This window comes from Shewanella sp. M16 (genome assembly GCF_018224605.1).
Taxonomy (GTDB): Bacteria; Pseudomonadota; Gammaproteobacteria; order Enterobacterales; family Shewanellaceae; genus Shewanella; species Shewanella oncorhynchi.
Genome location: NZ_JAGTUL010000003.1, coordinates 1 through 13,718, shown reverse-complemented (window position 1 = coordinate 13,718; position 13,718 = coordinate 1). Strand labels below are relative to the sequence as shown.

Below are 13,718 nucleotides of genomic sequence, written 5' to 3'. Positions count from 1 at the left end.
CCCTAAGTCGCGATAATGCAGCTTACTTAAACACCTGTGCTGACTGTTTTTCCTGAGATTTCACTATGCGCCTCGATAAATTCCTCTGTAAAAGCACAGATCTTGATCGCAAAGCCGCAAGAGTCACCATTCTTAGCGGCTCAATCACAGTCAATGGCGCTATCGTGACAGACTGCGCAATGCAAGTGCATGAAAATAATACTGTCAGTCTTAATGGAAAGCCGCTAGCGCCACGCCCATCTCGCTATATCATGTTGCACAAACCAGCTAATACCTTGTGCTCAAATGTGGATGGAGCCTACCCTTCGCTATTTCATCTGCTCGATATCGATCGCGCATTTGACCTGCACATCGTTGGCCGCCTAGATGCTGATACCACAGGCTTAGTGCTACTGACTGACGATGGCCGCTGGTCGTTTAATATTATCTCGCCTCAATATCAGTGCGAAAAAATCTATCGTGTCCAACTGCGAGATCCACTCAACAGCGAAGCGACTGCAGCCATAGCCGCAAAGTTTGCCGCAGGGCTAAATCTACAGGGCGAAACCGCCCTCACTCTGCCAGCAACACTGCAGCAAGTGGATGAAAAAACCGTGCTACTCACGCTCACCGAAGGCAAGTTTCATCAAGTCAAAAGGATGTTTGCCGCCGTGGGCAATAAAGTGGTTGCCCTACACAGGGCGCAAATTGGCGCAGTGGCCTTAGATATCGATGTAGGGAAATGGCGCAACTTAACCTTGGCAGAGATAAGCTCCTTCCCATCCTAATCAATTAACAAGGCTGAAGCCGACAGGCCGCCTACGTTTATCGACGTTAAAAAAGCAAACAAATACTGATAGGTTTGCAAATCAATCCCATAAAAAATCCCAGTGTTAGCAACAACACTGGGATGTTTATGTGTTTGATACTGCTTAGCGGAATATGAATCGACTAAGAACAGCAATCGTTGCGGCGAACCCAGCTTCTTGGGATCTTCTCAAAAACCACTTTTGCCATGAGTAACGCCAGCACTATGCCAGAGGTTGCCACTAACCATTGAGGTAACATTTGGTGCTCTTCACCAATTTGTGGCATCACCACAAAACCAAAGGTATTAACCAGATAATTGACCAACATACCGGCCACTAAGGCCACGCCAATCACACCGCCAAGGTAGCCCCACAGCGCACGTTTACCTAGCTCTTTAGCCACTATGCCTAAAGTCGCGATATTGGTTGCCGGACCTGCCATCATAAACACGAGTACAGCACCCGGTGACACACCCGCCAATAATAATCCAGCGGCAATCGGTGTCGATGCGGTCGCGCAAATATACATAGGCACAGAAACGAGCACCATCACTAGCATAGCCAGAATGCCATCGCCCCATTTAGCTAAAAAGTCAGCCGGCACATAGGTTTGTACCAGAGCTGCGAAAAATAAGCCCACTAGCAGCCACAGCGTAGTATCACGCACTAAATCCGTTGCCGCATATTTAAGACCAATTCCAACACGACTGAGTACCGATTGCGACTTAAACTCAGTCGCCATATCTTGAGTAGACGCACAGCAGCTATCGCCTGCAGTGTTAGCACTAACCTGCTCAGCATCCTTAGCACTGCCACCACAGCAAGCGCCTTTTTTCACCACCACTATTTTTTCAGGCTCTGTGGTTTGACTGCCACAACATGACCCCACGCTTTCTGCTTTAGCAGCGTTAACCTTAACCACAGAACCCATAGTTTGAACAGATCCCATGGTTTGACCGCCAACAGCCATAACACTTGAAGAACCTGCCATTAAGCTCGGCGCCACCATAGGCGTCATTTTGATCTTCGGCTTTGGCTCGGCTGCAGGAGCATCAACACCGTCATTACCACAGCAGGAAGACTTTACGGGCGTTATCGTAGGCGTAGTCGATGAGCAGCAGCTTTTAACCGCTTCGGCTTTTACCATCTCTGGCTGAGCCACTGATTTTGAGGCACAGCAAGACGCCACTGATGCCTCCCCCTCTAATGGCTTATCTGATTGAGTATCTACCTTAACCACTGACTTGCCATCGTCATCATCGCGACCAACGAGTAAGCCCGCCACTATCGCACTGGTAATGGCCGCAATCGGTCTAATGATTGCCATAAAGGGGCCAAGTAACACATAAGAAACCGCGATGGAATCGACGCCCGTTTCAGGGGTTGAGACTAAAAAGGAGGTGGTGGCCGCTTTAGATGCACCAGAGCGACGCAGTCCAACTGCTGCGGGAATAACGCCACAAGAACACAAAGGTAAAGGTGCGCCAAGCAGCGCCGCTTTCACTACGGTTTTAAAACCGTGACCACCGAGCTGCTTTTGCATCCACGCCATTGGCACGAATACTTTTAATAGCCCAGCTAAAATCAGGCCTAGTAACAGCCAAGGCGCCGAGTCTAAAAACAGATCAATAAAATTCTTCAGTAACATAATTAATTCCCTGACTCTTCATAAATGGCTTTGCCGTGATGATTCTGGTGCGCTTGGTACTGATTTACATTATGAGAGTGATGCTCAACGCGTACCCGCTCAGTGCTGGACTCCAACGCCTCTAAAATAGAGCAATGTTCGGCGCTACGTGGCCCACCACAGCAAGCATCAGACAAGCTTTGTAAACTCGCTTGAAAATGATTCAGCTCAGCAATTTTGGCCTGTACTTGAGCCAATTTACAATCAACCATGCCTTTTACATCGGCACAGACTCGGTTAGATTTATCGAGTTCAATTGACAGCAATTCACTGATTTCATTGAGGGTAAAACCCACAGCTTTCGCCCGTAAAATAAAGCGTAATCGCGCAGCATCGGCCTCGGTATATACTCGATAGCCAGACTCAGTACGGCTCGACGGCGCGAGTAGGCCGTGCTTCTCGTAGAATCTTAACGTGTCGGCTTTCACCTCACATAAATCCGCCAATTCACCAATACGATACATGTCTTCATCCTTTGCGAAATAGCCCACAACTCAGGGATCATTTCCAGCATACAACTCAATAATGCAAGTATAAACCTTGGAGCCTACTCCAAGGTCAAGAGGTAATTTTAACTTTACTGAAAGCCAAGACGGCAATGCCGCTTTGTTCTGATATGAATATTGTGAAATCACGCAGAAAAAACACCCGTAAATCGAGTTTTACGCTAGAATACGCGCGCTGTGACGAAGGGATAAAAAGTTAACTAATAAAGTAAAAATAGGACCAAGGGACTTTTGGAAAGCAGTACAGCGTTAAGGCTGTTCTGTTTTCCGAAAGATCCTTGAAACTAAAATAACTGGACCCTGTACCCAAATGACTGCTGCAAATAATGCCAGACCCATTCGTCGCGCGCTGTTAAGCGTTTCAGATAAAACCGGAATTCTCGAGTTCGCCAAAGCACTTCACGCCCAAGGTGTGGAGCTGTTATCAACTGGCGGCACCGCTCGCCTGTTAGCGGATAACGGCGTGCCTGTTATCGAAGTATCTGATTACACAGGACACCCTGAGATCATGGACGGTCGCGTTAAGACGCTGCACCCTAAAGTGCACGGCGGCATTTTAGCGCGCCGCGGTCTTGATGAAAGCGTGATGGCCGATAACAATATCAATGCCATCGATCTAGTTGCGGTTAACCTTTATCCCTTCGCTGAAACTGTGGCTAAAGCCGGTTGTACCTTAGAAGACGCTATCGAAAATATCGATATTGGCGGTCCAACTATGGTGCGCGCTGCGGCGAAAAACCATAAAGATGTGACTATCGTGGTGAATGCGGCCGATTACGATCGCGTACTTGCAGAAATGACGGCTAACAATGGCTGCACGACCCATGCGACGCGTTTCGATTTAGCGATTGCGGCCTTTGAGCACACTGCGGGTTACGATGGCATGATCGCCAACTACTTCGGTACTATGGTTCCTGCACACAGCACGGACGAATGCTTTGCTGATTCTAAGTTCCCACGCACGTTCAACACCCAATTAGTGAAGAAACAAGACTTACGCTATGGCGAAAACAGCCATCAAGCAGCGGCTTTCTATGTTGACACTAAAATTGATGAAGCTTCTGTGGCTACCGCGATTCAGTTGCAAGGCAAAGCCTTGTCTTACAACAATATTGCCGATACCGATGCCGCCCTTGAGTGCGTAAAAGAATTCTTGGAACCCGCCTGTGTTATCGTTAAACACGCTAACCCCTGTGGTGTGGCCTTAGGTAAAGACTTACTCGATGCCTATAACCGCGCTTATCAAACTGACCCAACCTCAGCCTTCGGTGGCATTATCGCCTTCAACGGCGAATTAGATGCTGCGACGGCGAGTGCGATCGTTGAGCGTCAATTCGTTGAAGTGATTATCGCCCCAAGCGTTAGCCAAGCGGCGCGCGATGTGGTTGCGAAAAAGACCAACGTGCGTTTATTAGAATGTGGTCAATGGAATACTAAGACCCAAACCTTAGACTACAAACGTGTTAACGGCGGCTTGCTGGTACAAGATCGCGACCAAGGCATGGTCGGTTTAGAAGACATCAAAGTGGTTTCTAAACGTCAACCGACTGCAAGCGAACTGAAAGACTTAATGTTCTGCTGGAAAGTGGCGAAGTTCGTTAAATCTAACGCCATCGTTTATGCCAAAGACGGCATGACTATCGGTGTCGGCGCTGGCCAAATGAGCCGCGTTTACAGCGCTAAAATCGCCGGCATCAAGGCCGCAGATGAAGGCTTAGAAGTGGTGAACTCTGTGATGGCGTCCGATGCTTTCTTCCCCTTCCGTGACGGTATCGATGCCGCAGCGGCTGCGGGCATTAGCTGTATCATCCAACCGGGCGGCTCAATGCGCGATGCTGAAATCATCGCTGCTGCAGACGAGCACGGCATGGCCATGGTGATGACAGGCATGCGCCACTTCCGTCATTGATAACAACTTAAATTAAACTTGGCCCTAGCGATTAGGGCCTTTTCCTTTGCGATGTGTGGGAGTTTTAACCATGAAAGTGTTAATCATTGGTGGCGGCGGCCGCGAACATGCCCTAGCTTGGAAAGCCGCTCAATCGGCTCAAGTTGATACCGTTTATGTAGCACCCGGCAATGCGGGCACAGCCCTAGAACCTAATGTTGAAAATCTGGCGATCAGCGCCACCGACATCCCTGCTCTGCTCGATTTTGCGAAAACTAATAAGATTGAACTGACCATAGTCGGCCCTGAAGCGCCGCTCGTGATCGGTGTCGTCGATGCTTTCAATGCCGCAGGTTTATCGATTTTTGGCCCAACTAAGGCCGCAGCCCAACTCGAAGGTTCAAAAGCCTTCACTAAGGATTTTTTAGCCCGCCACAATATTCCAACAGCGGGTTACAAAAACTGCACTGAAATCAGCGATGCTAAAGCCTTCGTGCGTGAATTAACGGCCACCACTGGTTATCCAGTGGTCATTAAAGCCGACGGTTTAGCCGCAGGTAAAGGCGTGATTATTGCCCAAGACCAAGCTGAAGCCGATGCCGCAATTGATGACATGCTCGCCGGTAACAAGTTTGGCGAGGCGGGTTCGCGCGTAGTGATTGAAGAGTTTCTCAAGGGCGAAGAAGCCAGCTTTATCGTGATGGTCGATGGTAAAAACATTCTGCCAATGGCCACCAGCCAAGATCATAAAGCCCGTGATAACGGCGATTACGGCCCAAACACGGGCGGCATGGGCGCTTACTCGCCAGCACCTGTGGTAACCCAAGCGGTACACGATTGGACTGTGGCGAACGTCATTCGCCCAACGGTTGATGGTATGGCGGCAGAAGGCAATATCTACACAGGCTTCCTGTATGCGGGTTTGATGATATCGCCCGATGGCAGCGCCAAAGTACTCGAGTACAACTGCCGCTTCGGCGATCCAGAAACTCAGCCGATTATGATGCGTTTAAAGTCTGACTTAGTGGAACTTTGTTTAGCCGCCACCCGTGGCGAGTTAGATAAAGTGACAGCTGAATACGACGAGCGCGCAGCCGTGGGCGTGGTATTGGCCGCTGGCGGTTACCCAGATGAGTATCGCAAATTTGATGTGATTGACGGTCTCAGCCTTGGCGATAACAATGGCAAAGTGTTCCATGCGGGCACTGAGATGAAAAACGGCCACGTCGTTACCAACGGCGGTCGCGTATTGTGTGCGACGGCACTGGGTAACACAGTCACCGAAGCGCAAAAAGCCGCCTATAAATTGGTTGATGAAATTCACTGGGATGATGTGTATTTCCGTACCGATATTGGTTATCGCGCAATCGCACGTGAACAGCAAGATTAATTAATATCTCTATTAAAAAACCGGCAAGAAGCCGGTTTTTTTGTGCCTGTTTTTTGACAAGCGTCAAATATAACATCATGATTTTCAATAAAATTATATAATTAATTCTATTGAAAACAGGAGCAACAAGATACAATGTCAACCAAATGTTAAATACACAAGGTTCAAGGACTCCCCATGAGGATTAGACTACTTTATGCCTACATTGCCATACTGCTTAGCGGATGCGGTGGCGGCTCAGAAGATACTGGCACGACAACACCCACTCAGCCGCCAGTCCAACCTCCCGCGCTGGTGCAATACACCGCCAGCAGCCTATCGGTAATAGGTGGCGCACTGAGTCCAAGCAGCCAAAAAGTGGAGTCTGGCAAAAGCGCTATTTTTAGCATTACAGCCGATACCGGCTTTACACTTGAGGGCATTACTGGCTGTGGTGGCACACTCAATGTGCTGACTTACACCACTGCGGCCATGACGGCCGATTGCACTATCACGCCGACATTTATCAGTAATGCCGAAAATGCCATTAAGCACCAAGACCACAGGCTTGCCAATGCGAGTGAGTTAATTGATTTCAGCATCGCCGAACTCGCTAATATCGACATCAAACGTAAAGCCCAGATAAATCAGCTATATCAAGGTGTCGGTAGCAGCATCTCTTGGCATCCAACCCATGACTCAATTACCTTTTCGAGCTTTATGCCGGAGAACACTTTTACAGTCTTGCCATCAAATGTCGATGGCAGTGGGGAAAGCGCCGTTCGTGGGTTAGTGATGGCGGGCGAGCAACAGGGGCAAAGATATGCGGCCATGGGAGGAAATCTATTTTCTGTCAACACTTCGGCGCAAACTGATACTTTATTGAAAAATCTTTTAGGCTGGCTGACCAAAGGTGCCGATAAAAAAGACGGCCTCAGCATAGTGACCGCCCAAATGCCGAGCAAGGTTGACAGTTGGTACTTTCCCCATAATGAAGGGATCCGCACTTGGCTTACAAACAACTACCCCGCAGCCCATAGCATTAATACAGCAAATACCTGTGACTACAGCGAGTTAAGCAACTGTATCAACACACTGAAACCGGATCTGATTATCATTAGTGACTTAGACCGTCAGTCACTCGGTTTTGCAGGCATAAAAGCCGCGATCGCCAAGGCCAAAGCGGCAGGAATTCCCTTGTTGCTCTCTAACTACTGGCGTAATGAAAGCCCAATACTGTCGCCACTTTACCTTGAGATGGGGCTTTCTACCTCTGGCAATTACTGGTCAAAACTCAATGCCAATAACCTCAGTGTGACCGATATTTTGGTCGAAGACACCGCCCTGGCCAAGGTGAATAATTTGCTCGGTAAGCTTAACGAAGGGCGCTTCGACACCTCAGTACTCAACGACTGCGGCGGTAATTACTTGAGCTGTAATACTGCCGCCTTTGTTGACTCATTCAAAGCGGGTGCCGATTGGTATCGAGCCAATGCTGAAACCTTAGATAACCATGCTATCGATGTGTTTACCAAAGCAGACTTCCCCTTGATGAAGGCCGGACTGCTGCTCGCCGATAAGTATCGCAGCGAGATTGACTACCCCATAGCCTACAGCGAATACGCCCAATGGCAGCAGGCCCTATTTGCCGATTGGACCGTCAGCTATGCCCGTAGCCATAACTTAGCCCAGCCAGATTTAGGTGAATATGTTACCGACAGAGCTAACCTCAGCAATGGCAGCAATGCACACTACGCTTATCCTGCGACTGTCACTGAACGTAAAACCATTAGCGTGCCCTATGCAGGCCAATGGACGACCACGGGCTGGTATGCGCTGCCAGGACAAACCATTAAACTGACTCGTCTCGATAGCAGCGCTGCAAATGTGGAGATCAAACTCAACTACCACAGACGTAATACTAACCGTGCCTATGAGCAGAAAATCTACCGCGGTCCATTGGAGTTGGCGCAGCAACGCCTACGCTTAGCTCAAGGACAAAGTCTTGAATTTTCTTCCCCCTACGGTGGGCCGATTTATCTGTATATCAGTGGTGATACTTCGAGTGCTGATGGCGGCGCGTTAAGTGTCGAAGTCAACGCTGAGCATGTGGCTAAACATCCGACCATTATGGATTTTTCAAACCCTGCAGAAATAGCAGCCTTTAACGATCGCATCCAAAATACCGAATTACCCCATGTGGACTTGCGTACCGATGGTGCCGAGCAGCATCTGCGTCGCGACCGCTTTTTAAACGCCATCGGCGGGGATGTGCCCGATGTAAATGCGCTACTCAAAAGTATTGTCGATGACCATATCAACAGCGTTTACACCCTTGCGGGACTTAAGATCCAAGGCAAGAGCTTAAGTGAATCCTTACCCGCCGATGTACTAGCGGTCTGCAAAGGACTGTTTGGCGACAACTGTATCGATAATAGTCTGCATACCCGCACTATCATTCAACACGCGAATTATGACCAAAATGCCCAGTGTGGTGGAGGTTGTAGCGGTAATCCTTGGGACGCAGCATGGAATATCGACCCAACGGGTTGGGGTGATAACCATGAGTTAGGCCACAATCTACAAACTAACCGTCTCAATGTGCAATATGCTGCGGCAAGTGATCATGATATCTGGGCAGGTTATGGCAGCCGCGCAGGGGAAAACTCCAACAATATTTTCCCCTATGTGGTGAAGTGGAAAACCCATTATCTGCGCGACGGCAATACAGGCACAGTGACCGATGGTCACATGAACCACAAGGATCTCTTTTATGTGTTTATGTCCGATGCCGCAGGTACAACAGACACCAGTGGTAAACGCGTAGTGTTTGGCGCCAATTGTAAGGTGCTCGATGCTGGTGAAGACAGATACACTGCGCCTTGGGCCAGCAATGCTTATGCAGTGCATAACGGTTATCGCATGGCGTTTTACATCCAAATGGCGCTTAAGGCTCACGGCATGACGCTCAGTGACGGCACCACTCTGAACAATGGCTTTAATCTCTTTACCTTGCTGTATCAACACAGTCGTATTTTCGGTAAATATGCGAATAACGCCAGTGATTGGGAAGCGAATCGTAGCAAACTGGGCTTTGGCCAATTTTCGTTTGAAGGCAATAGTGTCTACGGTGGCAAAACGGTGAAAGATATTCCGGGCAACGACTTTATGCTGGTGTCTTTGAGTAAACTCACAGGCAAAGATTGGCGCAGCCATTTCGATATGTTAGGCCTACACTACTCAAGCCTTGCGGCCTCGCAAACTGCCGCCAATGCCACATCAGGGGCTATCCCCATGGGCATGTATGAGTTAGAAACCGACTTGCCACCCGCCAATATGAGCCAAGGTTTGACCTTTGTGCCCCTGTCACTCACTGATGGCACTACACAGTGGAAAGGCGTGGGTTCGCCAACCCAGTGCACCAAACCATAAGTGTGCTAAACCTTAATCTCGCTAAGATCATAAACCTCGCTCTGGCGGGGTTTATGTTTGCCTGAAAATGTGATGTAAAGCACATACCTAGGTTCAGATGACGTGCACCATCTAGCTTCTTATATTTTTAACAATCATGAAATTAATGGGGTAAATATATGGGTTATTCGATAAAAGATCTTATTTATCAAGGTGAAAAATCAGGCGTACATAACTGGCAAACCCTAGAAGGAGCCAGCTTTTACTGGCATCCAGATTGGTTTCATATTGCAGAGGATATGACGGGCCATAACGCGACTGTGACTATCGATATCAATGGGGACAAAGCGACCCAAAGTGAGGCTGAACAATCCATCATTAAGCATCTCAATAAGAGTGGCAAATAGCTTGTAATGGCAAAAAATTTAGTGCCCGGAGGCGATCGCCCTACGGGCAATTTTGTCGATTAAGCCTGGTGCGATCAGCTTAAGCCAACGCCCCAAACGACCGCGAAGTGAAGTAATCAGTTGACGGCCTCGAGTTGCAATCACTGGCAACATCATATTAGCGCATTGCTCAGCCGTCAGTATCTTAGCTTCTTGCATCGGTGACTTGCCTAAAGGATTACCTGCACCATCAAGGGCGCGTTTGTGAATTTGTGACACCACAAAATCGGGGCAAATGACAGTTACGGCCACATTGTCATCCACTAATTCAATCCGCAAAGAATCGAAAAAACCAATCACAGCATGTTTAGAAGCGGCATAACCGCTGCGAGTAGGAACGCCCGTTAATCCAGCGACTGACGCCACAACCACCACTTGGCCTTTACTGGCTTTCAAGTGCGGTAACGCGGCATGGGTTAAATACGCAGGACCAAGATAATTCACCCGCATTATGTCTTCAAGCACCGAGAGCTGAGTCAGTTCATCAAAACGTGACCACATAGTCATGCCAGCATTGTTAATCAAAATATCGAGATGACCATAATGCGCAACTGCAGCTTCAACTAAGGCTTCACACTGTTCTGGGCTGGAGACATCGGCGGCAAATACAAAAGGAGGCGGACCATAATTAGCGATTTCTAAAGCGAGTGAGGCGAGACGTGTTTCATTACGCGCACTGAGCACCAGTTGGCAGCCCATTCGCGCCATTGCCACTGCGAGCGCCCGACCAATACCTTCTGAGGCACCCGTGATGATCACGACCTTGCCTGTGAGTCCATCCATAGTCATTCCTTTGTTATCGCTATGTTAATTACGCCTTTTGCTAAATTGGCATAATCACGCTAAAAGCGCAATCCTTCACGCGCGTTGTGCAAGCCTCATCTCGTATTGCTCACGATAATTAGCTAAGGGTTGCGGGCGCCCTATCGCATAACCTTGCGCATAGTTAATGCCTATACTCAACAACCTGTCAATAATATCCTGATTCTCAACAAATTCAGCAACAGTCTCGATTCCCATAACCCGACAAACATCCTGAATCGATTTAACGATGGCGTAGTCTTTAGCATTCACGGCGAGGTTCTTAATAAAACAGCCGTCGATTTTGACATAATCCACCGGCAGCTCACGCAGATAGCCATAAGAGGCAAAACCACTGCCAAAATCATCCAGTGCAAATGAAAAACCGAGTTTACGTAACTGCTTCAACATTTCCATACCACGATTGCGATTTTGAATCGCGGTGGTTTCAGTAATTTCAAAACAAATACATTGGCTTGGAATATCAAAAATGTGTTGCTGCTGGGCGATATATTCCACCATACCTTCGGCGCCTAAACTATTGCCCGAAAGGTTGATCGAAATACAATGATCAGGCCAAAGCACGGGGTGCAAAGACAACCATAAAAAGGCTTTGCGGATCACTTCTTTATCTATGTCAGGCATCAGCTTAAAGCGCTCAGCCGCGGCAATAAACTGCGCAGGCGCCAAAATACGGCCGCAGGGTTCTTGAATTCGTAACAGAATTTCCATTCGTTGTCGCTGCGGACCACTGCCTAGTCCGCGGATCGGTTGGTAATACAGGATCAACTCGTTTTCTTCAATCGCTTGCGCGATACGTACCGCCCACTTAGGCGCATTTCTTTGGTAGGTGAGTTCTTTATCTTTATCATCGTAAAAATGAATTTGATTGGCGCCCTTAGCTTTAGCGGCAATGCAGGCGATATCAGCGTCTTTTAATAATTCTTGCGCATCAATATAGGGCGCACGACCAAAAGCGACACCTATGCTGAGACCAACTTTATAATTACAGTTTTTATCGTTCAACACTTGCATGGAGACTTGTGCGATCATTTGCTTCAGTAATTGCGCCACAGATAAGGCACTACGATTACAAATCACTAACCCAAACTCATCGCCACCAAGGCGCGCCAATAGCTCCTGTGGCCCAAGACAAGCCTGCATTGCCTTAGCCACCATAGCAAGCATACGATCGCCTGCAGTATGGCCACAGCTGTCGTTAATCAACTTGAATTGCTCCAAATCGAGGTAACAAACGGCGATGGTTTTAGCTGAGGCGGCAAATTGGGGTAACTGCTCATCAAATGCCTGACGGTTTAGCAGCCCTGTAATGCTATCGAAATTTGCCCTTTTTTGTAGCTGGTGTTTAAGCAACTCTTCTTGAGTGATATCCCGCAATACCACGACAGTACCAACAATTTCTTTATCGTGATTACGCAGATTGCTAATACTGCGCTCCATAATCCGAGGCGAAGCAGTTAATAGCTTGATTTTCTCGACCTGCGGCGCTGATTCTTCGAGACGAATGCAGGTAAAAACCGCCTGATTCAACTGCTCCCCAGCCTTTAACAGACTCGCAAGGCTCTGACCTATGGCATAGCAACTAGCAACATCGAGAAGCAACTCGGCCCGCGGATTCATATAAATCACGTTGGCATCGACATCGGTCAAAATCACCGCTTCAGCAATGGATTCTAAGGTGATTTTCGCGCGTTCTTTTTGCTGATAAATTCTTGCCAGCAAGCTATTAACACGGCTGGCGAGCACTTCTAATTCTTCATTACCCTCGCTTGTAACGGGTTGATAGACACTGGACATAGGATCGACCAGCGCCAATTGATGCATCAGATTTTTAAAGGGTTTGAGTAAGCCCGAACGCAGCCAAATATAACCAAGACCAACAATAAACACACCAAAGAGAATAAATCCGAGCGATACCCAATCGAGTTGAAATTTAACCTCTCTAAAGGGACCATCGGAAAACAGCACTTGCAGGTAGACAGGCTTATCTTTTAACAGACTTGGAATGTTAATCGCGTCACTGTGCACACCATCAACCGTTGGTGTAACTTCGCGAGAATGGCTCATGCTCACCTTAGTCACCAATAAGGCCTGAGCATATTCCAGTAAGTCTTTATCAGTCAGTTGGCGTACCAGCAGCACAGATTCATTGGGCGCAGAAGCCACGGAAGTAACGACATAAGCATACTTACCCATCAAATAAGCGCCAGCAACACTGGGCTTATCGGCACTGACAATAGCACTGGCGATTTCTCGTAACTTATCATTCTCAAAGGGGCGTTCATTGGGGAAAAAAGGGTGCAATTCACCCTGCCGTAGAATATACCAACTCAGATTGGCTGACATTGAGCTATCGCGCCACGAGGATTCAAGCTTTTTAAGTTGGTCTTCATCTAATTGAGACAAAGGTAAGGCATAGATATTAGTGAGAAAGGTTAAGCGATCGACATCAATTTGAAACTGCTGCTGGATATTGGCAAGCTCACGGTTAGCACTATCTTGACGTAATAGCTCGACGCGATGGTCGTACCAATAACCAAGACAATAGGAGACAATTACCACCGCAGGGAGACAAAAGCCCGCAATAAATACCATTATTTTCTTGCCAATGTGCATCTCTTACCACGGCTTGTTATGACTAAATTGATTGACGGCCTTGCATAATCCTTCACTGCGCCATGCAACATATCTCATTTGCGAATAGTATTAAACATCACTTCGCTTTAGTCGTTGCTAAAGTAGACATTTTCATGCAATTAAATCTGTCTCTTATATACATTTCCGAGCCCACGTTACTTATA

General features: G+C 48.0%; 9 protein-coding genes. 5 read left to right on the top strand and 4 right to left on the bottom strand.

Annotation, left to right across the window (positions count from 1 at the left end; genetic code table 11):
* The first annotated feature begins 65 nt into the window (after window positions 1-65).
* Entirely contained in the window at window positions 66-767 is a 702-nt protein-coding gene (locus KFE26_RS02575; RefSeq protein WP_212599575.1) for a pseudouridine synthase, read from the top strand.
* A 163-nt stretch (window positions 768-930) separates the two neighbouring features.
* On the opposite strand, the gene KFE26_RS02570 is transcribed toward KFE26_RS02575, so the two are convergent.
* Complete coding sequence (locus tag KFE26_RS02570; RefSeq protein WP_212599574.1) at window positions 931-2,436, bottom strand: SO_0444 family Cu/Zn efflux transporter; 1,506 nt, start codon at window positions 2,434-2,436, stop codon at window positions 931-933.
* 2 nt (window positions 2,437-2,438) lie between these two features.
* Window positions 2,439-2,939, bottom strand: coding sequence for a Zn(2+)-responsive transcriptional regulator (gene zntR, locus KFE26_RS02565; RefSeq protein WP_131524203.1), 501 nt, complete (start codon window positions 2,937-2,939; stop codon window positions 2,439-2,441).
* A gap of 352 nt (window positions 2,940-3,291) precedes the next feature.
* Here zntR and purH point away from each other — a divergent pair, with 352 nt between their 5' ends.
* From purH to KFE26_RS02545, 4 genes are all read left to right on the top strand, one after another.
* Window positions 3,292-4,890 carry a bifunctional phosphoribosylaminoimidazolecarboxamide formyltransferase/IMP cyclohydrolase gene (gene purH, locus KFE26_RS02560; RefSeq protein ID WP_212599573.1) on the top strand — a complete coding sequence of 533 codons (1,599 nt, stop codon included), beginning with the start codon at window positions 3,292-3,294 and terminating at the stop codon, window positions 4,888-4,890.
* A 70-nt stretch (window positions 4,891-4,960) separates the two neighbouring features.
* Window positions 4,961-6,259: a phosphoribosylamine--glycine ligase gene (purD, locus tag KFE26_RS02555; RefSeq protein WP_212599572.1), complete on the top strand. Its 1,299-nt coding sequence runs from the start codon at window positions 4,961-4,963 to the stop codon at window positions 6,257-6,259.
* Between the two features lie 177 nt (window positions 6,260-6,436).
* A complete protein-coding gene (locus KFE26_RS02550) occupies window positions 6,437-9,670 on the top strand; it encodes an ImpA family metalloprotease (protein WP_212599571.1) in 3,234 nt (1,077 codons plus the stop codon).
* Window positions 9,671-9,828: 158 nt separating this feature from the next.
* A complete protein-coding gene (locus tag KFE26_RS02545; protein ID WP_212599570.1) occupies window positions 9,829-10,056 on the top strand; it encodes a hypothetical protein in 228 nt (75 codons plus the stop codon).
* Window positions 10,057-10,074: 18 nt separating this feature from the next.
* Here KFE26_RS02545 and KFE26_RS02540 read toward each other — a convergent pair whose 3' ends face one another.
* A complete protein-coding gene (locus tag KFE26_RS02540) occupies window positions 10,075-10,878 on the bottom strand; it encodes an SDR family oxidoreductase (protein ID WP_113941707.1) in 804 nt (267 codons plus the stop codon).
* A gap of 75 nt (window positions 10,879-10,953) precedes the next feature.
* A complete protein-coding gene (locus KFE26_RS02535; RefSeq protein ID WP_212599569.1) occupies window positions 10,954-13,533 on the bottom strand; it encodes a bifunctional diguanylate cyclase/phosphodiesterase in 2,580 nt (859 codons plus the stop codon).
* Window positions 13,534-13,718 lie beyond the last annotated feature (185 nt).